Origin of the sequence: Mesorhizobium sp. B2-3-7 (assembly GCF_006442695.1) — a bacterium.
GTDB lineage: Bacteria > Pseudomonadota > Alphaproteobacteria > Rhizobiales > Rhizobiaceae > Mesorhizobium.
Window position 1 is genome coordinate 348,651 of the sequence record NZ_VFVV01000004.1, and the last position, 21,807, is coordinate 370,457.

Sequence of the window (21,807 nt, forward strand, 5' to 3'; positions counted from 1 at the left end):
TGTGTTGAAGAAGCTTCGCCGCGACCTGATGTTCCGCTACGGCCGGCAATTGCGCCGGTTCGAGCACTGGCTGGTCGCGCGCATTGCGATGATCATCATCTCGGTGCTGCGCCTGCTGCCCCCCGACAGCGCGCTGAATTTCGCCGACCGCGTCGCCCGCCGCATCGGTCCATGGGTCGGACGCCATAATGTGGCCGTCGAGAATCTGCGCAAGGCCTATCCGCACAAGAGCGAAGCCGAGATCCAGGCCATCGCCTCCGACATGTGGGGCAACATGGCGCGTCTCGCCGCCGAATACATCTTTCTCGACGCCTTGTTCGACTACGATCCAGCCGCCACCAGTCCCGGCCGTGTCGAGGTCAGGGGAGTAGACCATTTCGTCGAGATCGCGGCCGAAAAGAAGCCGCACATCGTCTTCACCGGACATCTCGGCAATTTTGAATTGCTGCCGGTGGCGGCGGCTACTTTCGGCATGAATATCACCGCGCTGTTTCGCCCGCCCAACAATCCGTACCTGGCCGACTACATCCTCTCGACGCGCCGCGCGACCATGGGATCGTTGCTGCCCTCGATGGCGGGCGCTTCGTTCGCGCTCGCCTCGGTATTGGAAAACGGCGGCAATATCGGGGTCCTCGTCGACCAGAAGTTCACGGGCGGCCTGGAAACGACATTCTTCGGCCGCCCCTGCCAGAGCAATCGCGTGCTCGGCACACTTGCCCGTCATTATGATTGCGACGTCTACCCGGCGCGCTGCGTCAGGCTGCCGGGCAACCGCTTCAGGCTCGAGATAGAAGAGAAGCTGACATTGCCCCGCACCGCCGATGGCAGTGTCGACGTGCGCGCCACCACCCAGCTCCTCAACGACGTGGTCGAGCGCTGGGTGCGCGAGGATCCCGGCCAGTGGATGTGGTTCCACAAGAGATGGGACATCAGCCGCAAGCGACGCAAGGCAAAGACCCGAAGCGCCTAGCCTGAATCCGTCCGATGCGCCTCCGGCACAGTGGCCGGCTTAGCAGTCAGTTCCTCACGACGATGCGCGTGTTGCCGAAGCCGACTTCTCGCACCATCGAGTAGAAAGCCGCCGCATTGGCCGTATGCAGCCGCACGCAGCCATGCGACGCCGGTCGGCCGAGCTGCCTCACCGCGCCCGTTCCGTGGATGGCATAGCCGCCGTGGAAGAACACGGAATAAGGCATCGGCGACATGTCGTATTTGCGCGAATACCACATCCGGGCCGTTCGCTGCGGTCGGTAGGTGCCGCGTGGCGTGAAGTAGCCGGACCGAGCCGTGGACACGCTCCACCGGTAGACCTCCTGGCCGTACCTGACCGTCATCGTCTGCGACGACACGTCTATATTTGCAATGAGGCTGGCTGCCCAGCTCTGCACCGAAGCACCCAACAGCATCGTGACAAGTGCTGCTGCCATGAGAACTGTCTTTTTCATGCGATCAAACCCCTTTGATTGCCCCTTGCCTGCCTTCACGTCGTTTTTCATCTCTTTAATGACAGGTGAACGGCATAACATATACCCTTGACCAATTCGCCAATCCAAAGCAGCGAATTTGAACGAATTCCCGCAAGAGTTGCCGTAACGACACGCCGCAACGGCCTAATTGCCAGCGGACTTGCAAAACGACGCCGATCGCTGCTCAACTCGGGCCATGAACGAGCGACTCTTCCAAGCGATCGATGACCGGCGTGACGATCTCGTCGCGCTGACCGCCGAGCTGATCCGCTTTCCCACCATCAACCCGCCCGGCGAAGCGTACCGGCCATGCGCCGAATTTCTTGCCGCGCGGCTGAAGAAGAGCGGCTTTCAGACCGAGTTCATCCGTGCCGAGGGCACGCCCGGCGACACCGACCGCTACCCGCGCGTCAACGTCGTCGCTCGCTTCGATGGGCGCTCGCCTGGCGCCTGCGTCCATTTCAACTCGCATATCGATGTCGTCGAGGCCGGCGACGGCTGGACCGTCGATCCCTTCGCCGGCATCGTCAGGGACGGCAAGGTCTACGGCCGCGGCGCCTGCGACATGAAGGGCGGCCTGGCTTCCTCGATCATCGCGGCCGAAGCCTTCATGGAGGTATTTCCCGATTTTCCCGGTGCTATCGAGATATCAGGCACGGTCGACGAGGAATCTGGCGGCTTCGGCGGTGTCGCGCATCTGGCGAGGCTCGGCTATTTCTCGAAACCCAGGGTCGACCACGTCATCATTCCCGAACCGTTGAACAAGGACCGCATCTGCCTTGGCCATCGCGGCGTCTGGTGGGCCGAGATCGAGACCAAGGGCGAAATCGCGCATGGCTCGATGCCGTTCCTCGGCGACAATGCGGTGCGCCATATGGGCGCCGTGCTGCAGGCCTTCGAGGACGAATTGTTCCCCGCGCTCGACCGCAAGATGACGCGCATGCCGGTCGTGCCCGAAGGGGCGAAGCGTTCGACCATGAACATCAACTCCATCCATGGCGGCCAGACCGAGGATTTCCGGCCCGGCCTGCCCTCGCCCAACGTGCCCGATTCCTGCCGGCTGACCATCGACCGCCGCTTCCTGCTCGAAGAGGATCTCGCCACGGTCAAGGGCGAGGTGATCGGCATTCTCGAGCGGCTGAAGCGCGATCGGCAAAAGTTCGACTACGAGATCCGTGACCTGATGGAGGTGCTGCCGCTGATGACCGAACGCGACGCTCCGGTCGTCAAGGCAATCGCGCAAGGCGTCCACGCGATCTTCGATCGCGAGCCCGACTACGTCATTTCACCGGGCACCTACGACCAGAAGCACATTGCCCGCATCGGCCATGTCTATGATTGCATCGCCTATGGCCCGGGCATTCTCGATCTCGCCCACCGGCCTGACGAATGGGTCGGCATCTCGGATATGGTGGAATCGGCCAAGGTGATGGCGTTCGGGCTCAACGTGCTGCTGCGCGGCGCCCGATAGCGCCGCACGGGCAAGAGCCAACGGTCGACGCGGCCGTCCGGAGAAAAACATTCCCGGCTACGCCGCCGCGCGGCACGAAACGCAATTTACTCCCGTGCGAAATCACGCTTCTATTCGCCCGGTTTGAGCGCATGTTTGACCACACGGGGAGTAGCACGATGAAATTGTGGAAAACCATCCTGGCCGCGGCCGTCCTGGCGCTGGCCGTCGGCACTCCCGCGCTGGCGGCGCGAACCGATCTGGTCATCGGCATCCCGCTCGAACCGCCACATCTCGATCCGACCGCCGGCGCGGCCGCGGCAATCGACGAGGTTCTCTACGCCAACGTGTTCGAAGGATTGACCCGCATCGGGCCAAATGGCGAGGTCCTGCCGGATTTGGCTGAAAGCTGGACCATCTCCGACGACGGCAAGACCTACACCTTCAAGCTGCACACCGGCGTGAAATTCCACGATGGCGCCGGCTTCAGCGCCGACGACGTGAAATTCTCGCTCGACCGCGCCCGCGCCGACAATTCGGTCAATGCGCAAAAAGCCCTGTTCGCAGCCATCGATATGGTCGACGTGGTCGACCCGGCAACGGTCAAGGTGACGTTGAAGAACCCGCAGGGATCCTTCCTCTACAATATGGGCTGGGGCGATGCTGTCATCGTCTCGCCGAAATCCGCTGACGCCAACAAGGAAAAGCCGGTCGGGACCGGCCCGTTCAAATTCCAGAGCTGGGCCAAGGGATCCTCGATCACGCTGGTGAAATCCGACAGCTATTGGGGCACGCCGGCTTACCTCGACAAAGTCGAGTTCCGCATCGTGCCCGATGCCGCTGCTAGCGTACCGGCATTGCTTTCCGGCGATATCCAGGCGTTCCCATTCTTCGATCCCGACAGTCTCGCGCAGGTCAAGGACGATCCGCGTTTCAAGGTGGTGATCGGTTCGACCGAAGGCGAAACCATCCTGTCGATCAACAACAAGAAGCCGCCCTTCGACAAATTGCTGGTCAGGCAGGCGATCTCCTACGCGCTCGATCGCAAGGCGATCATCGACGGTGCCTCGGCCGGCCTCGGCCTGCCGATCGGCTCGCATATGTCGCCGGCCAACAAGGACTACGTCGACCTCACCGGCCGCTATCCGCACGATGTCACCAAGGCCAAGGAACTCTTGAAGGAAGCAGGCCTGGAGAATGGCTTCAAGGCGACGCTGAAGCTTCCGCCGCCCACCTATGCCAGGCTCGGCGGCGAGATCATCGCCTCGCAGCTCCGTGACGTCGGCATCAACCTCGAGATCATCCCGGTCGAATGGGCGCAGTGGCTGGACCAGGTGTTCACCAAGAAGGACTACGACCTAACCATCGTCTCCCATACCGAGCCCAACGACATCGGTATCTATGCGCGTAAGGATTATTACTTCAACTACGACAATCCGGCCTTCGACAAGGTGATCGCCGATCTGGACGTCACCTCCGATGAAGCCAAGCGCAAGGAATTGCTGGGGCAGGCACAGAAGATCTTGGCCGACGACGCCGTGGTCGGCTTCCTCTACGAACTGCCCAAGGTCGGCGTCTGGGACGCCAAGCTGCAGGGCCTGTGGGAAAACGCGCCGATCCAGGCCAATGATCTCACCAAGGTGAAGTGGAACGAGTGAAGCCGTTGGCCAAGAGGCGACGCTTGCGCTCCGCACCCCCCTCTGCCCTGCCGGGCATCTCCCCCGCAAGGGGGGAGATTGCACCCTCCTTTATGCTTTCGCCAATCGCCGACGTTGAATGCTGGTCGACGACATGGAAACTGCCGATCTCCCCCCTTGCGGGGGAGATGTCCGGCAGGACAGAGGGGGGTGCGCGGGAACTCGACTTTCGCCCGCCCGTCTACCGCCCATGACCGCCTACCTCCTCAGGCGTCTCGCGATCGCCGCCGCCACGTTGGCGCTGGCCTCCATGGTCGTCTTCGCGGTGCTGGAGATCCTGCCCGGCGACCCGGCGCGGCTGATGCTGGGCATGAATGCCAGCGCCGACCAGGTTGAGCTGCTGCGCAACCAGATGGGCCTCGACGCGCCCCTGCCCTGGCGCTACCTGCACTGGGCCGGCGGCCTGCTCTGCCTGGATTTCGGCCGCTCCTACACCTATTCGGTGCCGATCATCGACCTCGTGCGCGAGCGTCTCGTCGTCTCATTGCCGCTGGCGCTGATTGCGCTCGCCCTATCCACCCTCATCGCCATCCCGGTCGGCCTGTTTTCAGCGAACCATCGCGGGCGGATGGGTGACACAGCGGCGATGGGCGCCGCGCAGCTCGGCGTCGCCATTCCCAATTTCTGGTTCGCGCTGATGCTGATCTATCTCTTCGCGGTCTGGCTGCGGCTGGTTCCGGCCGGCGGCTTTCCCGGTTGGGGGGCCGGTGCCTGGCCGGCGCTGAAATCACTGCTGCTGCCGGCTGTGGCGCTCGCATTGCCGCAGGCCGCGATCCTGGCACGCGTCACCCGTTCGGCACTGATCGAGGTGCTGAACGAGGACTATATCCGCACCGCCCGCGCCAAGGGCCTGCCCTATCGCGCGGTCCTGTGGCGGCACGCACTGCGCAACGCCATGATCCCGGTGCTGACCATTCTGGGCCTGCAATTCGCCTTCCTGCTCGCCGGCACCATCATCATCGAGAACGTCTTCTACCTGCCCGGCCTCGGCCGGCTGGTGTTCCAGGCGATCACCCAGCGCGACCTGATCGTCGTGGAAAGCGTCGTCATGCTGCTGGTCGCCGCGGTCATCGCCGTCAACCTCGTCGTCGACCTCTCTTATGCCGTCGTCGATCCGCGCCTCCGAAGCCGGCAATGATGTTGCATCCGGACATCCCCGAAGAGACGCTGGGCGGCATCCTCGTCAAGGCGTTCGGCAACCGCTCGTTTCTTGCCGGCTTCGCTGTCACGTTGTTCGTGGCGGCGGTGGCGATCCTCTCCTATCTCTGGACGCCCTATGACGTGACCCGGCTGGTCATATCCGACAAGACGCTGGCGCCGTCCTGGGCGCACTGGTTCGGCACCGACCATTTCGGCCGCGACATCCTGTCGATGATCATGGTCGGCGCCCGCAATTCGATCGCGGTGGCGCTGGTCGCGGTCGGCATCGGCATGGGCGTCGGCGTGCCGCTCGGTGCTTTCGCCGCGGCGCGCGGCGGCCTCGTCGACGAGGCCTTGATGCGCATCAACGATCTCGTCTTCGCCTTCCCTGCGCTTTTGTCGGCCATCATGATCACCGCCATCTTCGGCCCCGGCGCCATCAATGCCATTATCGCCATCGGCATCTTCAACATCCCGGTTTTTGCCCGCGTCGCCCGAGCCGGCGCCTTGGCGATCTGGCCGCGCGAATTCATCCTCGCCGCCCGCGCCGCGGGCAAGGGCAAGGCGCTGATCACCATCGAACATGTGCTGCCCAACATCGCCACCTTGCTCCTGGTGCAAGGCACTATCCAGTTCGCGCTCGGCATATTGGCCGAGGCCGGGCTTTCCTATCTGGGCCTTGGCGCCCAACCGCCAATGCCGAGCTGGGGCCGCATGCTGTTCGACGCCCAGACCCGCATGGTGGTGGCGCCCTGGATGGCGATCTTTCCCGGCATGGCGATCGTGATCACCGTGCTTGGGCTGAACCTTTTGGGCGACGGCATCGCCGACATCCTCGATCCGAAATCGCGGCGGCAACGATGAGCCTGCTGGAAATCGACAATCTGTCGCTGGCGATCGGCGACACGCCGATCCTCCGGAGCATCGAGTTCTCCATCGCGCCCGGCGAGGTAATGGGGCTGGTCGGCGAATCCGGCTCCGGCAAATCGATGACGGCTCTGAGCGTCATGCGGCTCTTGCCATATGCCGCGCGTGCCAGCGGGCGCATCACCTTCGACGGCATCGACATCCTCGCGGCAAGCGAGGATCAGATGTGCGCCCTGCGCGGCGACGATATCGGCATGGTGTTCCAGGAGCCGATGACCGCGCTGAACCCGCTCAAGACCATCGGCGAGCAGGTCGCCGAAGGTATACGCTGGCATGCCAAGGCGAGCCGCGCCGAGGCGGAAGAGCGGGCGCGAAAAACGCTCGACCGGGTTGGCTTGCCGTCGGCAAAATTCCCGCTGTCGCGCTATCCGCACGAACTGTCCGGCGGCCAGCGCCAGCGCGTCGTCATTGCCATGGCCTGCGCGCTGAAGCCGAAGCTGCTGATCGCCGACGAGCCGACCACGGCGCTCGACGTGGTGCTGCAGGCGCAAATCCTCACCCTCTTGCGCGACCTTGTCGCGGAGAGCGGCATGGGCCTGCTCCTGATCTCGCATGACCTCGCCGTGGTCACCGAGATGGCGGATCGCATCACCATTCTTCGTCGGGGCGAAGTCATGGAAGCCGGCGATACGGCCCGCACGCTCTCTGAACAGCTCCACCCCTATACCCGCCAGTTGGCGCTGGCCTCGATGCACGTGCCGGCCCGCGCCCGGCCGCATGGCGCCTCGGCAGCCCGGCCCTTGCTCGAGGTGGAGGGCGTGACGCGCGACTATCCAGGCCGGCGCACCTCGCTGTTCCGGCGCGCGCCTGATATCCGCGCCGTCGACGGCGTGTCGCTGTCGATGGCGCCGGGCCAATCGGTGGCGCTGGTCGGCCGCTCCGGCTGCGGCAAGTCCACCTTGGCGCGCATGATCCTGGCGCTGGACCGGCCGAGTTCGGGAATCATCCGCTTTCGCGGCGAGCCCCTCACCGGCAAGAGCGAGGCGGACCTGAAGCCGGCGCGGCGCGACATGCAGGTGGTGTTCCAGGACCCCTATGGCTCGTTCGATCCGCGCCAGAAGGTCGAGAAACTGGTCGCCGAGCCGCTGCACGTGCTGGACAGGAAACCGGGGCGCGCCGAGCGCCGCGAGATGGTGGCGCAGGCGCTGCACGAGGTCGGCCTCGACCAGCACGACATGAAAAAGTATCCGCACGAATTTTCCGGCGGCCAGCGCCAGCGCCTGTCGATCGCCCGCGCCATCATCACCCGCCCAAAACTGGTCGTCGCCGACGAGCCGGTTTCGGCGCTCGATGTTTCGATCCGCGCTCAGATCCTCGACCTGTTCGCCGAGCTCAACCAGAAACTCGGCATCGCCTATCTCTTCATCACCCACGACCTCACCGTCGCCCGCGCCATAACGGACGAAGTGCTGGTCATGCATGACGGCCAGATCGTCGAGCGTGGCCGGACGAGCGAGGTGCTGGATCACCCGCAATCCGAGGCGGCCAAGACGCTTGTCGCCGCAGCGCCGGACCTGCACAGGGCAATTGCACGCCGTATGCAGGAGCAGGGGTGAGCGATCGGTTCGCGAAGCGAATCCGCCGTGTGAGTGAAAGGCCGCAAATGCCGGAGGCTGCCGTAGACAGCCGGCCCGGCTGGGATCCCATCAACCTACTGCTCAGATTTCACCACGTCGACCGGGCTGATGTCGAGCAGGTCGAGCGTGCGGCGCAGCAGGCGCACCTCGGTCTCGGCCAATTGCGCGTCCGCCTTGGCGATCTCGGCCATATGCTGCGCCAGTTGCTTGCGCCGCTCGACATCGAGGTCGCGGAACAGCGCGATGGCCTGTGAGCCATTGGTTTCGTAGCCGAATTCGTTGAGATATTCGATGACGGCGTCGATGCTGGTTTCCGGAATGCCGAAGGCATCCTTGCAGATGCGCCGGAAGGCAACCATCTCGCTCTCGCTGACCGTTCCGTCAGCCAGGATCATGCGGAACAGCATCAGAAGTTCCGCCGACAACACGGGGTCGTCCGCCACCTTGCGCACCCCGGGGTCGCCATCGAAGATCGAGCGTATCTGGTCGAGCAGTTCGAATGCCATCGGGAGCCCCTTTGCCGATTCCTCTAATCCATGTAGCCCAAAAAAGCGGAGCGGTTTTGGGATAATGACAGCACAACGCGAAATCCAGGCGCGACGCGCTTGGATAGAAGTAGCGTGAAATCGGTCTTGCGCAAACGGGGTGTTCGTGATCGAAGCCGGAGCATCTCTGGCTTGATTTCTCCCTGATGATCGACCTCACCTTAGAATCCGTCGCCATGCTCGCCTTCGCCGGTTTTGCCGCGGGCTTTGTCGACTCGATTGCCGGCGGCGGTGGGCTGATCACTATTCCCGCACTGCTGCTGGCCGGCTTCTCGCCGGTCGAGGCGCTGGGAACCAACAAGCTGCAGGGCATGTTCGGCTCGGGATCTGCGACCATCCACTATGCCGCGAAAGGCCATGTCGACCTTCGCCGGCAACTGCCTTCTGCGCTGCTGGCGCTTGCCGGCGGTGCCGTCGGCGCCTTGCTGGCAACGGTCGTGCCCGGCGATCTGCTGCGGGCGCTTCTGCCGCTGGTGCTGATCGCCATCGCGCTCTATTTCGCCCTGAAGCCCAACATGACCGACGTTGACCGCGCCGAACGTATGACGCCCTTCCTGTTCGGGATAACGCTGGTGCCGGCCATCGGCTTTTACGACGGCCTGTTCGGGCCGGGTGCCGGGTCCTTCTACATGCTGGCCTTCGTCGCGCTTGCCGGCTACGGCGTACTCAAGGCGACGGCCCACACCAAGCTGCTCAACTTCGCCTCCAACATCGGCGGCTTCGTCGTCTTCGCCGCGGTCGGTGTCATCTCCTGGAAGATCGGCCTGATGATGGGCGTCGCCCAGTTCCTCGGCGCCCGCCTCGGCGCCAGCCTGGCCATGCGCATCGGCGCCAGGCTGATCAAGCCGCTGCTTGTCATCGTCTGCGTCGCTCTGGCGGCGAAGCTCCTGGCCGACCCGGCGAACCCGCTGCGCGTCCTGATTGGTGTGTGACCCGCGCGCCTGATGGAATGCTGCTGTTCGAATCATGTCGAGGAGAGGACCCGCACATGAATCTCAGCGCACCTACCGAGATTGTTTTCATCATCTCCCTTGTCATCGCCCTCATCGGCATTCTCGCCGCCCTCGGCCTTCTTTCGTTCATCCCACTCGCATCGGTGTGGATCGTGCTCATTGCTTACCTCGTGCTTGCCGGCGGCTGCCTGATGCGCGGCGCCTGACATTCAAATCTCAGGCAATTCGGAGCGCCCGGCCGAGCCGGGCGCTTTTGATTCGGGTCCGGGCTCTGCTAGAGTCCTGTCGATGCCAATCGAGATGCCATGTCAGGAGGAACAGGACCGGTCAGTCCCCGGGCGGTTCGAGATGCGGCGGCGCCTTCCCAGCCCTGCCCTCGCGGGCATTGTGTCAGACATTTGCGGTTATCGCGAAACGGCGCCCGGCCATTACCGCAATGTCGAATATGCCTCCCTTACCGTGCCTCTGGTCATCAGCTTCGCCGAACCTTTCGCCATCGGCCTTGGCAAGCCGCCCGGCGACAATGATCGCTTCGCCAGTTTCGCCGCCGGCCTCTATGCCGGACCCGTGATGATCGAATCCTTCGGCGGCGCCTGCTGCGTCCAGGTCAATTTCACCCCGCTTGGCGCACGCCGATTCTTTGGCCAGCCGATGAGCGGGTTGACCGACCGCATGGTCAGCCTGGACGATGTGCTCGGCATCGAAGGCGTCGCCTTGCGCGAGCGGCTTGGCAACGCGGCGGACTGGAGCAAACGTTTTGCCCTTGTCGAGATGTTCGTCGCCGCCCGGCTGGCCGATGCGCCGGAAACGCAGGCCGGGGTTGCCTGGGCCTATGACAGGATCCTCGCCTCCGGCGGCCGCGTGCGCGTCTCCTCGCTGGCCGACAGGCTGGGCTGGAGCCGCAAGCATCTGGCGGGGAAATTCGCGGACGCGACCGGCATCGGCCCGAAAACGCTGTCGCGCATCGTCCGCTTCAACCGCGCGCTTGGCCTGTCGAGGCAGCAAGCTGGCGATTGGGCCGACATCGCGGCCGATTGCGGCTATGCCGACCAGGCGCATCTGGTGCGTGAGTTCCGCGTCCTTGCCGGCGAGACACCGACCGCGATCGAGGGTTCGGCACAGGCCTGAAGTCCCGGGTAACATTTCTTCAAGACGCCGGAACGGCTGTCGCTCAGACTGGGTTCATCGACCAGCCTGAATGAAGGAGGTTGCCATGCCCGCATCACCTGAAGCCCCCCGCCTCTACCCCGCCTTGCGTTACAGGAACGCGGCAAAAATGATTGACTGGCTCTGCGAAGCCTTCGGCTTCAGCATCCGTGCCCGCTACGGCGAAGGCGATGTCGTGCATCACGCCGAACTGGTCTTCGGCTCCTCGATGATCATGCTCGGCAGCGCGCGCGACGATGACTACGGCAAGATGGTCGGCGAACCCGGCACAGGCGGCGGCAAGTCGATCTACATCGCCGTCAACGACGCAGACGCCGCCTACGCCAAAGCGAAGAAGGCAGGCGCCACGATCCTCCAGGAATTGACCGACCGCGACTATGGCAGCCGCGAATTCATCTGCCGCGACCCGGAGGACAATGTCTGGTCCTTTGGCACCTACTGGCCGAAGGCAGGCGAAATGGCCAACTAGCTACCGCGCCAGCGAAAAGATCGCGTCGCAGTCGAGATGGCTCTCCAACTGGGCCGCGACCTCGTCGAGAGCCCTCTCGACCTCGGCGCGATAGTCGATGCCGCCGCCCTTGACGCCGAGGCTTTCGAGGAACCTCCCTCGAAAGGCGTCGGCGCCAAACAGCCCGTGCATATAGGTTCCGACCACCTTGCCATCCGCCGAGACCGCACCGTCCTCGGCGCCATTGATGATCGCCGACGGCCGCAGCATGTCCGGGCCGGTGGTGCGGCCGAGATGGATCTCGTAGCCTTCGAGCGGCAGATCGAACGGCACCGAGCGGGCACTGACGTTGCGCACCGTCTTTTCCGGTTCCATCACTGTTTCGATGTCGAGCAGGCCAAGCCCTTCCGCTTCGGTGACGCTGCCCTCGATGCCGTCGGGATCGCGCACGATGCGGCCAAGCATCTGGAAGCCGCCGCAAATGCCGACGACATGGCCGCCGCGCCTGCGATGGGCGAGAAGATCACGGTCCCAGCCATTTTCGCGGAATTTCAGCAGATCCCCGATCGTCGACTTCGAGCCGGGAATGACCACCAGTCCCGCATCCTGCGGCAACGGCTTTCCAGGCGGCACGAACACCACTTCCACCTGCGGCTCGGCCTTGAGCGGGTCAAGATCGTCGAAATTGGCGATGCGGCCGAGCATCGGCACCGCCACCTTCAGCGCACGCGACTCCCCGGAGGCAAGCCGTTCCAGCACCACTGAATCCTCCGAGGGCAGCCGCGCCGCCGCCTTCAGCCACGGCACGACGCCGAAGCAGCGCCAGCCGGTGAACGCTTCGATCGCCTTGATGCCGTCGTCGAACAGCGACACGTCGCCACGGAACTTGTTGATGAGATAGCCGACGATCATGCGCCGGTCTTCCTCCGGCAGGATCAGATGCGTGCCCGCGACCGAGGCGATGACGCCGCCGCGATCGATGTCGCCGACCAGCACGACAGGCACATCGGCACGCGTCGCAAAACCCATATTGGCGATGTCGCGGCTTCTGAGGTTGATCTCGGCCGGCGAACCCGCGCCCTCGACGATGACGAGATCGGCGCCCTCGCCGACCTTGCCCCAGGAGTCCAGCACCGCGTCCATCAGCCGGCCCTTCAGCGCCTGGTAGTCGCGCGCCCGCGCCTCGCCGAACACCTTGCCTTGCACGATGACCTGCGCACCGACATCGGTCTGCGGCTTGAGCAGCACGGGGTTCATGTGAACCGATGGCGGCACGCCGCAGGCGATCGCCTGCAGCCATTGCGCGCGGCCGATCTCGCCGCCGCCAGCCCTGTTGTCGCCGGGAATATCGGCGACAGCGGCATTGTTCGACATGTTCTGCGGCTTGAACGGACGCACCTTCAGCCCACGCTTTTTTGCGGCGCGGCACAGCCCTGCGACCAGCACGGTCTTGCCGACATCCGAACCCGTGCCTTGCAGCATAATGGCTTTAGCCATGGCTCAGCCCCTGCCCTGCGTCGCGGTCCCGGTGATCGTGGATTTCTGCGCCAGCGGCCCGCCGCGCCAGATATAGAGCGCCAGCAACGGCTCCTTGCCGGTGCGCATGGCGTGATTGACCTTAGAAGCGTGGTGGATGACCTCGCCGGCCTCTCGCTTGTGAAAGCTGTCCTCGCCCATGCGCCACTCGGTGCCGCCGGTCAGCGGGATATAGATCTCCTCGGCGACATGATGGTGGTCGGGATAGACGATATCAGGCCCAAGGATTAGCACGCCGGCGGCGACCTCGTCGTTGGCGAAGTGGCCGCGGGTGCCGAATACTTCGAGCCAGCCATAATTGTCGATGAACGCCTTGCCGAAATCCGACTCGCCGTAGGTCTGGCCCCAGCGCAATTCGCCGCGCTCCTGCGCCAGAAATTGCACCAGCTGCTTGGTCCGCGCCGGCGTCAATTCGGCGGCGCGATCGAGATGGCGCAGGCAGCCGAGTGGGTGCGGTTCAAGCTCGCGGGCGGGCATATCCCACCCTATGCGCGCCACCGCATCCTGCACCAGGAAGTCATCCACGGAAGCGAGATAGGCGTGGAACCGCTCTAGCAGCTCATCGAATTTTGTCGTCACATCTTGCTCCGGGCATGCATTGACGCACAGCCGCTCCGCGGCGGCTCGGGTTGCGCGGCGGCATCATTGGTCTAGATTGGTGCGCGCGCAAAGCCAAAAACGACAGGCCAGCGAGCCAGCTGGCCAGCATATAGGGAGCACGCCATGGACGCCGCGGTCGATGCGAGCACCAGTCAGTTCGAACTCAACGAGGACCAGCGCGCCATCCAGGAGATGGCTCAGGCCTTCGCCGCCGATCGCGTCGCGCCGAATGCGCTAGACTGGGACCGCAATAAGCATTTCCCCGCCGACGTGATCCGCGAGACTGGCCCGCTGGGCCTCGGCGGCATCTATGTCAGGGACGATGTCGGCGGCTCCGCGCTCGGCCGGCTCGACGCCGTGCTGATCTTCGAAGCGCTGTCCCACGCCGACCCGGCCTTTTCTTCCTTCATCTCGATCCACAATATGGTGGCCTCGATGATCGACCGTTTCGGCGACGACGGCCAGCGCCAGCGCTTCCTGCCGAAGCTCACCTCCATGGAATGGCTGGCGAGCTATTGCCTGACCGAGCCGGGTTCCGGCTCCGACGCTGCCGCATTGAAGACGCGGGCGGTGAAGAGCGGCGGCGACTACGTGCTGAACGGCGCCAAGCAGTTCATCTCCGGCGCCGGCGACAGCGATGTCTATGCCGTCATGGTGCGCACCGGCGCCGAGGGACCGAAAGGCATTTCCACCATCGTCGTGCCGAAAGACGCTCCCGGCCTCTCCTTCGGCGCCAATGAGCACAAGATGGGCTGGCACATGCAGTCGACCCGCCAGGTCATCTTCGAGGATTGCAAGGTGCCGGCCGAGAACCTTTTGTCAGGTGAAGGCGCCGGTTTCGGCATCGCCATGGCCGGCCTCGACGGCGGCCGGCTGAACATCGCCGCCTGTTCGCTTGGTGGGGCCCAGTCGGCGCTCGACAAGGCGCTGTCATACACCGCCGAGCGCAAGGCATTCGGCTCCAGGATCAACCAGTTCCAGGCGCTGCAGTTCCGGCTGGCCGATATGGAAACCGAGTTGCAGGCGGCGCGCATCTTTCTTTATGCCGCCGCTTCCAAGCTCGACCGCAAGGCACCGGATGCCTCGAAATGGTCGGCAATGGCCAAGCGCTTCGTCACCGACACCGGTTTCAACGTCGCCAACGATGCGCTGCAGCTGCTCGGCGGCTATGGTTACCTGCACGATTACGGCATCGAGAAACTGGTGCGCGACCTGCGTGTGCATCAGATCCTCGAAGGCACCAACGAGATCATGCGCGTCATCATCGCCCGCGCGTTGATCGGTCGCTGAAGCGTGCAAACTCCGGGAGAGACACAATGACCACAATCGCCTTCATCGGCCTTGGGAATATGGGCAATCCAATGGCGGCGAACCTGGTCAAAGCGGGGTATGCCGTGCACGGCTACGACCTAATGTCCGAAAACCTCACCGTCGCCAAAGAACATGGCGTTACGATCATGGCCAATGCCTTGACCGCAGTGAAAGATGCGGATGTTGTCATTACCATGCTGCCCGCCGGCAAGCATGTCCTGTCGGTCTACGAAGACATCGCGTCCAAGGCAAAGAAGGGCGCGCTTTTCATCGATTCCTCGACCATCGACGTCGAATCGGCGCGCAAGGCGCATGCCATCGCCGCAAAGCACGGCCTGCTGTCGGTTGATGCGCCGGTCTCGGGCGGCACCGGCGGTGCCGCCGCCGGCACGCTGACTTTCATGGCCGGCGGCTCGGACGACGCCTTCGCCGCCGCCGAGCCGATCCTGAAGCCCATGGCCGGGCGCATCGTCCATTGCGGCGGCGACGGCGCCGGCCAGGCGGCCAAGATCTGCAACAACATGATTCTCGGCATTTCGATGATCGGCGTCGCCGAGGCCTTCGTGCTGGCCGAAAAGCTCGGCCTGGCGCACCAGGCCCTGTTCGACGTTGCCTCAACCTCTTCAGGCCAGTGCTGGTCGCTGACCACCTATTGCCCGGTGCCCGGCCCGGTGCCGACCTCGCCCGCTAACCGCGACTACAAGCCCGGCTTCGCCGCCGCACTCATGCTGAAGGATTTGAAGCTGTCGCAGGAAGCCGCACAAGCCGCGGGCGCGGTGACACCGCTTGGCGCCGAAGCGACACAGCTCTACGGCCTGTTCAACGCGCAAGGGAATGCCGGCGCCGATTTTTCCGGGATCATAAATTTTCTGCGCGGCGCCAATCAATAAGCAATTGATAAAGCTCGTTTTCTTTCGTACGCCTCGCCGGAGAACCGCAAAATTTAGGTTTGCTTAAGCTCTCGATAACTCCGCGGTAACGATGTCCCTATAAAACGGACTGCGAGGCGGATATCGCGTCCGCCCGGCGCTCCGGATCAGGTCTCGCGTACCGGAGCCCGTAAGTTTCGCCAAGTGTTTGCGTAGCGAAACGCCAAGCGTATCTGGCAAAGCCGCGTTCCCGGTGGGGCGCGGTTTTTGCGTTCCAGGATCCGACATCCCTCATATTCCGATTGCCGCGTTCGGGATCGGCACGTGATCTTCATTGGTCAGCACGATCGGCGCATCGGCGCCATCGACCCGGACCACGAGCAGGCGCGTGCTCCACGTGCCTGCATTGCGAACAAGATGCGAAAACACCGTGCCCTTTCCCTTGGCGCCGTGGATGGGAATGCTGAACTGCGCGTCACCCGTCCCATCTGCGTTGACGTTGAGATGGCCGCCGACCCAGAAATTGGCGGTCACGTCGTCGCCGATGGCGGCTTTCACCCGGGTATCGGCGCGAACGACCTCCATGGTCATGTGATAGGCGTCACTGCCTTTGATCATGAAAGGGATGCCGCCGACCATCGTCGCGCAGCCCCCGATACTGAGCACCCAGACGGCAAGACCGGCGATCGCCCAGTTGCGCTGCGTTCTGCGGAACTGCTCGGCATCGCGCCACGCCCGGTTCCGCCATGCCCAGCGGCTGCCGCGCGCGCCGAGCACGAAGATCATGACGATGTTGACGATCGGGATCAGCGCCAGCAGGGCGATGAAGGTGGAGTTGCCGATGCCCCAGATCCAGTTGAGGAAGAAGGCGCCCCAATTCCAGCGATCGAGCTCAGCCGGGATTTCGGCGGGCTGGTTGAGCGGTTGTCCGGCCATCGCGTTCCCCGTCGGCAAAACTGCCTTGGCGGGTTGTAACCGATAGCGCCGGCGACCGGAACCCTCGGTCGTCTGGGACCGGCATTGGGTCACCGACGGCCGGGCGTCTCGATCACGAACGCCCGGCCATTTCTTTTACCGTTTGCGCAGATCCGCTTGCGCCAGGTCGAGCGCCTTGCCGATACGCTCGCAGGCCATATCGATCGTGTCGCGGGTCCAGATCAGCGGCGGTGACAGGATCATTGTGTCGCCGGTGGCGCGCAGCATCATGCCGTTGGCGATCGCATGGTCGCGCACGGTCACCGCGGCACTTCCAGCCGGCAGGAACCGCTCCTTGGTCGCCTTGTCCTTGACGATCTCGATCGCACCCATCAGCCCGATCGAACGCACCTCGCCGACCAGCTCGTGCCCGGCGATGCGCTCTTGCAGCGCCTTGGCGAAATAGGGCCCGGTGTCGCTCCTGACGCGGTCGACCAGACCCTCCCGCTCCATGATCTCCAGGTTCTTCAGCGCCACGGCGCAAGCCACGGGGTGGCCGGAATAGGTATAACCGTGATTGAACTCGCCGCCCTTCTCGATCAGCGTCGAGGCAATGCGATCGCCGACCAGCAGCGCCGACAGCGGCTGGTAGCCCGACGTCAGCGCCTTGGCGGTGGTGATGGTGTCGGCCTGGATGCCAAGCGTCTGCGCGGCAAACCATTCGCCCGTGCGGCCATAGCCGGTGATGACCTCGTCCAGCATCAGCAGCACATCGTATTTGCGGCAGATGCGCTGTACCTCGGGCCAATAGCTTGCCGGCGGTATCTTCACGCCGCCAGCTCCCATCACCGGCTCGCCAATGAAGGCGGCGACCTTGTCGGCGCCGGCTTCGAGGATGGCGTCCTCGACCGCCTTTGCCGCGCGCAGTCCGAAATCATGATCGCTCTCGCCCGGCAGCGACAGCTCATAGGCGTACGGCGTCATCACATGGACGATGTTGGGCACCTCTCCGTTGAGCTGCTTGTGCATGGCGTCCATGCCGCCGAGCGACGTGCCGGCGATGGTCGAGCCGTGATAGGCCATCTTGCGCGAGATGACGCGGTTCTTCTGCGGCTTGCCTTCGAGCACCCAATAGTGGCGCACGAGCCTGAGCGCAGTGTCGTTGGCTTCCGAGCCGGACGAGCCATAGAACACCTGGTTGACATTCTTCGGCGCGATCTCCGCCAGCTTCTTCGACAGAAGCACAGGCGTCGGCGTCGAGCATTTGAAGAAGGAATTGTAGTAAGGCAGCTCCTTCATCTGCGCATAGGCAGCCTCGGCGAGCTCGTCGCGGCCATAGCCGATATTGACGCACCACAGCCCCGCCATGCCGTCGAGCAGTTCCGTCCCTTCGGAATCGTAGATGAAGGGACCGTTGGCGTGGGTGATGATGCGCGATCCGGCCTCGCGCAATTCCCTATGGTCGGTGAACGGATGCAGATGATGCGCGGCGTCGATCTGCTGAAGCTGCTTCAGCGAATAATTTTGATAGGTCATGGATCTGATCTTCCTCTGGAACCAATCCGGCTGCGCCGGGGCGGATTCTTCAGAGGATAGCGGGTGGCGAATAGCCTATGCGGGCGCAAAGCCGCAAAAGCTCGGCGCGCAACGTGCGCAGCGACGGCGTCACCGCGCCCCCAAATGCCCGAACCCCGAAAAGGCCGGCCAATGTCACCACGGGAGCCATGAAGGCACCTTAGAGCAAAGAAGGTTCGAGGTGAACCACCCTTCGCTCCGGTCCGAAGGCTTCCGGTTCAGCCCTTCCCGCCCAGCGTCCTCTGCAGGAAAACGTACTTCATCGCGGCCTGTGCCGCCTGCGGCCGGTGGTCGCCGCGGCCGCCATGGCCGCCCTCGGTCTCTTCGAAGAAGAGCGTCCCGGCGTGGCCGGCCTCCTGCAGGCGGGCGGCCATCTTGCGCGCATGGCCGGGATGCACCCGGTCGTCGGCGGTCGAGGTGGTGAGCAGCACCGGCGGATAGGCACCGGCCTCGACATGCTGGTAAGGCGAGTAGGCGGCCAGCCAGGTCGCATCTTCCGGCTTCGACGGATCGCCATATTCGGCCATCCACGACGCGCCGGGCGGCAATTCGGTGTAGCGCAGCATGTCGAGCAGCGGCACCTCGATGATCACGGCGCCGAACAGCTCCGGATGCTGCGTCAACGAGACGCCCGTCAGCAGGCCGCCATTCGAGCCGCGCTGGATGCCGAGCGAGGCGGCTGTCGCAATGCCGCGCCTGACGACATCCTGCGCGACCGCCGCGAAATCGTCGAAAGCGTTCTGCCGGTTGCCCTTGAGCGCTGCCTGGTGCCAGGCCGGGCCGAACTCGCCCCCGCCGCGGATGCAGGCCTGCACATAGGCATTGCCCTTCTCCAGCCACAGCCTGCCGCGCACGCCGGCATAGCCAGGCAGCAAAGGCACTTCGAAGCCGCCATAGCCGTAGAGCAGCGTCGGCACCGGGCCCTTCTGGTCACGCCGCCTGACGACGAAATAGGGAATCATCGTGCCGTCCTTCGAGCGCGCCTCGAACTGTTCCGAGACGAGCTGCGAAGCATCGAATCGCGACGGCTGCGACTTCACTGTGGCGAGCGTCTCGCCATTGTCGTCGGACCAGATGATCGAGCTCGGCGTCAGGAAATCGGTGAAAGAGAAGGAGACGCTGGCGCCGAAATGTTCGGCATGGCTGATGCCTACCGTGCCGTTTTCCGGCAATGCGACCGGTTTCAGCGACCAGGCGCCTTCCCTGCGTTCGCAGGCCACAACCTTGCCGCGCACATTGTCCATCAGACTGATGAACAGGTGGTCCTGCGTCCTGGCGAGAGCGGCGATGGACACGCGATGCGCCGGCGCGAGCAAGGTCTCGATGGCGCCGAAACTGCCGGTCTCGATCCAATGAGCGAAATCGAACGAATAGAGCCCGTCCGGCCGGCAGGCCGTTCCATCCGGCGCCGTCCAAGGCGTACGCACGCCAAACACCATCTGGTCCTTGAAGAGCGCCGTGTCGGTAACGTCGTCAGGCAACGGAATGCGTCTGTTTTCACCTGACGGGAGACGCAGGAAACTGTGCGATGCAAAGAAGTTGAGCGTCCGCGTTAGAAACAAATGCCGCTTCTCGCCATCGAACTCCAGGCCGGCGCCGACGGCGAGGTCTTCCTTCTGCGCTTCGAAGATCGGCGTCGCGTCTTCAAGGTCCGTGCCGCGCGTCCACAATTTGACGACGCGCGGGTAGCCGGATTCGGTCTTGTCGGCCTCTTCGAAGGCTGCCGAGACGATCACCGTATCCTTGTCGAGCCAGCCGAAGCCGGACTTGGAAGCGGGCGCGCGAAAACCGTCCTCGACGAACGATTTGGCGGCGATGTCGAATTCGCGCATCTCGCTGGCGTCGCCGCCATCAGGCGACATCGAAACCAGGCAGCGGTTGAAATCGGGGTAGAGCCGGTTGGCGCCGCCGAACACCCACTTCACTCCCTCCTTCGCCGCGAGCTGGTCGAAGTCGATGATGGTTTCCCAGTCCGGTCTGTCGGTCTTGTAGGAAGCCACCGTCGTGCGGCGCCACAGGCCCAACACATTGGTCTTGTCCTGCCAGAAATTATACACATAGCCGTTGAGCGCGGAGCCGACGGCGATGTTGTCCTCGGCGGTCATCAGATCGAGCGCGGTTTCGAACGACGCCTGGTAGGACGGATCGCCCTGCAATTGCCCCACCGTGACTTCGTTCTGGCGATGTACCCAGTCGAGCGCCTCCTTGCTCGTCCTTTCCTCCAGCCAAAGAAAGGGATCATCGGTCGCCAAGCCAGGCTTTGTCGTCGAAATGGTCATGGGGGTCTCCGGGAAATCGGGGGGCGGCCCTGCCTACATCGCGTCAAAGGGCGCCGGATTCAAGGTGTTGAAGCCGCGTCATCGCGGCAGATCGCTTCAGGCCGTCACACGATCCGCCGCCGGATGACGGTCGCAGCCGCCAGCGCCAGGCAGATCGCGCCGAGCGTCACCGGCAGGCCGCTCGCGCCGATCCCGTCCATCACGCCGCCCGCAAGCGGCGGGACGAGGATGCCGCCGACGCCCCACATCAGGGAGAAAGCGGCATTGCCGGCAATTAGCGCCGAGCCGCTGAAACGCTCGCCGAGTTCGATGATCGCCATCGTATAAATGCCGTAGGACACCGCGCCCCAGACGAAGATCATCGGCCAAACCAGCGGCGTTTCGATCAACAGCGGCAGCAGCAGACAGCCGAGCAGCGTCAGCACCAGGCAGATGAACCGCACCAGGCGCGCCGTCAGCCGCTCGGCCAGCAGGCCGAGCGGCACCTGCATGGCGATGTTGCCGGCGATCATCGTCGACAACAGCGCCGACATGCGGTTCTCGGCGATGCCATAATGCGTGCCGTAGACGGGCAGCAGCGCCAGCACCGCCTGCTCGAAGCCGGCAGCCACGATTACTGCCGACAAAAGCAGCCAGGCGAGCGGCATGAAGCCCATCACCGAAAGCCGATGCCCGGCTTCGTCGACCTTAGGCAGGCGCCCGACCACCAGGGCGAGGCACCCGCCGCAGAAGATGAAAGCGGAAATGCCGACCAGGAATGGCGGCCAGCCCTCCGTACCGACGGCCAGCAGGCAAAGCGGCCCGGCGGCGAAGCCGGCCGAGATGATCGTGGAATAGACGCCCATGATGCGGCCGCGCCGGGCCGGCGGCGCCAGCGCGATCACCCAGATTTCGCTTAAGACATAGAGCGGATTGGTCACCGCGCCGATCAGGAACCGCAGCGGAAACCAGAGATAGACGTTCTGTGTCCAGCCGATCAGCGCCAGCACGACCGCCGAAAGCGCCGCGCAGGTCAGCGCCGTGCGCCCTGCCCCGAACCGCCGCGCCAGTGACGGGATGAGCGGCGACGAGACGATGAAGCCAATCGGCGTCATCGCCGCCGACAGGCCGATCATGACAGGCGAAACGCCCTGCCGCTGCAGGATGAAGCTCAAGAGCGGATAGGACAGTCCCTGCGCGATGGCGAACACCGACACGGTTGCGATCACACCGGTGATCGCTGCCCACTGCATCGTATCGTCGCGCTTCGGTTCCACCCGGTCCATGATCCACATCGCCTCTCGGCTGCAGGCTTAGCGTTTCGACCCGACAGCCGTAAGCCCCAAAGCCCGAACCCACGCTTGTTCCGGCCA

At 64.0% G+C, this 21,807-nt stretch carries 21 protein-coding genes; 12 read left to right on the forward strand and 9 right to left on the reverse strand.

All coding sequences use genetic code 11. The features are described from left to right. Position 1: 1 nt before the first annotated feature. The gene (locus tag FJ940_RS11155; RefSeq protein ID WP_224519172.1) at positions 2-970 is read left to right on the forward strand and encodes a lipid A biosynthesis lauroyl acyltransferase; all 969 of its coding nucleotides are present in this window, start codon (positions 2-4) and stop codon (positions 968-970) included. Between the two features lie 46 nt (positions 971-1,016). Here the strand turns inward: FJ940_RS11155 and FJ940_RS11160 are convergent, their stop codons facing one another. Then, a complete protein-coding gene (locus FJ940_RS11160) occupies positions 1,017-1,445 on the reverse strand; it encodes a L,D-transpeptidase (protein WP_140495693.1) in 429 nt (142 codons plus the stop codon). Between the two features lie 217 nt (positions 1,446-1,662). Here FJ940_RS11160 and FJ940_RS11165 point away from each other — a divergent pair, with 217 nt between their 5' ends. From FJ940_RS11165 to FJ940_RS11190, 5 genes are all read left to right on the forward strand, one after another. After that, a complete protein-coding gene (locus tag FJ940_RS11165) occupies positions 1,663-2,937 on the forward strand; it encodes an acetylornithine deacetylase/succinyl-diaminopimelate desuccinylase family protein (RefSeq protein ID WP_140656537.1) in 1,275 nt (424 codons plus the stop codon). 158 nt (positions 2,938-3,095) lie between these two features. Then, a complete protein-coding gene (locus tag FJ940_RS11170; protein ID WP_140656540.1) occupies positions 3,096-4,574 on the forward strand; it encodes an ABC transporter substrate-binding protein in 1,479 nt (492 codons plus the stop codon). Between the two features lie 229 nt (positions 4,575-4,803). Next, on the forward strand, positions 4,804-5,751 hold the full coding sequence (locus tag FJ940_RS11180) for an ABC transporter permease (RefSeq protein ID WP_140656542.1): 948 nt from the start codon (positions 4,804-4,806) through the stop codon (positions 5,749-5,751). Next, entirely contained in the window at positions 5,748-6,617 is an 870-nt protein-coding gene (locus FJ940_RS11185) for an ABC transporter permease (RefSeq protein ID WP_140517241.1), read from the forward strand. Before FJ940_RS11180 ends, FJ940_RS11185 begins: the two co-directional genes overlap by 4 nt. Further along, a complete protein-coding gene (locus FJ940_RS11190; RefSeq protein ID WP_140656545.1) occupies positions 6,614-8,236 on the forward strand; it encodes a dipeptide ABC transporter ATP-binding protein in 1,623 nt (540 codons plus the stop codon). The genes FJ940_RS11185 and FJ940_RS11190 overlap by 4 nt, the downstream gene beginning before the upstream one ends. A 95-nt stretch (positions 8,237-8,331) precedes the next feature. Here the strand turns inward: FJ940_RS11190 and FJ940_RS11195 are convergent, their stop codons facing one another. Beyond that, positions 8,332-8,763, reverse strand: coding sequence for a TerB family tellurite resistance protein (locus tag FJ940_RS11195; protein ID WP_140495687.1), 432 nt, complete (start codon positions 8,761-8,763; stop codon positions 8,332-8,334). Positions 8,764-8,948: 185 nt separating this feature from the next. Between FJ940_RS11195 and FJ940_RS11200 the strand changes: the two genes are divergently transcribed. The 4 genes from FJ940_RS11200 to FJ940_RS11215 all read left to right on the forward strand — a co-directional run bounded on the left by FJ940_RS11200 (position 8,949) and on the right by FJ940_RS11215 (position 11,391). After that, positions 8,949-9,734: a TSUP family transporter gene (locus FJ940_RS11200; protein ID WP_140495686.1), complete on the forward strand. Its 786-nt coding sequence runs from the start codon at positions 8,949-8,951 to the stop codon at positions 9,732-9,734. Positions 9,735-9,790: 56 nt separating this feature from the next. Then, positions 9,791-9,961: a hypothetical protein gene (locus FJ940_RS11205; RefSeq protein WP_140517247.1), complete on the forward strand. Its 171-nt coding sequence runs from the start codon at positions 9,791-9,793 to the stop codon at positions 9,959-9,961. 82 nt (positions 9,962-10,043) lie between these two features. Beyond that, on the forward strand, positions 10,044-10,883 hold the full coding sequence (locus FJ940_RS11210; protein WP_140521082.1) for an AraC family transcriptional regulator: 840 nt from the start codon (positions 10,044-10,046) through the stop codon (positions 10,881-10,883). An 85-nt stretch (positions 10,884-10,968) separates the two neighbouring features. After that, entirely contained in the window at positions 10,969-11,391 is a 423-nt protein-coding gene (locus FJ940_RS11215) for a VOC family protein (RefSeq protein ID WP_140656548.1), read from the forward strand. Here the strand turns inward: FJ940_RS11215 and FJ940_RS11220 are convergent, their stop codons facing one another. Beyond that, positions 11,392-12,867 carry a cobyric acid synthase gene (locus tag FJ940_RS11220; protein ID WP_140656551.1) on the reverse strand — a complete coding sequence of 492 codons (1,476 nt, stop codon included), beginning with the start codon at positions 12,865-12,867 and terminating at the stop codon, positions 11,392-11,394. It abuts the gene before it with no gap. Positions 12,868-12,870: 3 nt separating this feature from the next. After that, entirely contained in the window at positions 12,871-13,485 is a 615-nt protein-coding gene (locus FJ940_RS11225; RefSeq protein ID WP_140517255.1) for a dimethylsulfonioproprionate lyase family protein, read from the reverse strand. A 144-nt stretch (positions 13,486-13,629) separates the two neighbouring features. Here FJ940_RS11225 and FJ940_RS11230 point away from each other — a divergent pair, with 144 nt between their 5' ends. Together FJ940_RS11230 and mmsB are read left to right on the forward strand one after the other, a co-directional pair. Continuing rightward, a complete protein-coding gene (locus FJ940_RS11230) occupies positions 13,630-14,796 on the forward strand; it encodes an isobutyryl-CoA dehydrogenase (RefSeq protein WP_140517257.1) in 1,167 nt (388 codons plus the stop codon). Between the two features lie 26 nt (positions 14,797-14,822). Continuing rightward, positions 14,823-15,707 (forward strand): 3-hydroxyisobutyrate dehydrogenase, encoded by an 885-nt coding sequence (mmsB, locus tag FJ940_RS11235; protein WP_140521087.1) that lies wholly within the window; start codon positions 14,823-14,825, stop codon positions 15,705-15,707. Positions 15,708-15,977: 270 nt separating this feature from the next. Here mmsB and FJ940_RS11240 read toward each other — a convergent pair whose 3' ends face one another. From FJ940_RS11240 to FJ940_RS11260, 5 genes are all read right to left on the reverse strand, one after another. Further along, positions 15,978-16,622, reverse strand: coding sequence for a cytochrome c oxidase assembly factor Coa1 family protein (locus FJ940_RS11240; RefSeq protein WP_140656553.1), 645 nt, complete (start codon positions 16,620-16,622; stop codon positions 15,978-15,980). Positions 16,623-16,757: 135 nt separating this feature from the next. Beyond that, entirely contained in the window at positions 16,758-18,137 is a 1,380-nt protein-coding gene (locus FJ940_RS11245; protein WP_140559631.1) for an aspartate aminotransferase family protein, read from the reverse strand. A 49-nt stretch (positions 18,138-18,186) separates the two neighbouring features. Then, complete coding sequence (locus FJ940_RS11250) at positions 18,187-18,327, reverse strand: capsid protein (protein ID WP_140495676.1); 141 nt, start codon at positions 18,325-18,327, stop codon at positions 18,187-18,189. A 67-nt stretch (positions 18,328-18,394) separates the two neighbouring features. Beyond that, positions 18,395-20,455 (reverse strand): prolyl oligopeptidase family protein, encoded by a 2,061-nt coding sequence (locus FJ940_RS11255; protein WP_140656556.1) that lies wholly within the window; start codon positions 20,453-20,455, stop codon positions 18,395-18,397. 104 nt (positions 20,456-20,559) lie between these two features. Next, positions 20,560-21,720, reverse strand: coding sequence for an MFS transporter (locus FJ940_RS11260; protein WP_140555058.1), 1,161 nt, complete (start codon positions 21,718-21,720; stop codon positions 20,560-20,562). Between the last annotated feature and the right edge of the window lie 87 nt (positions 21,721-21,807).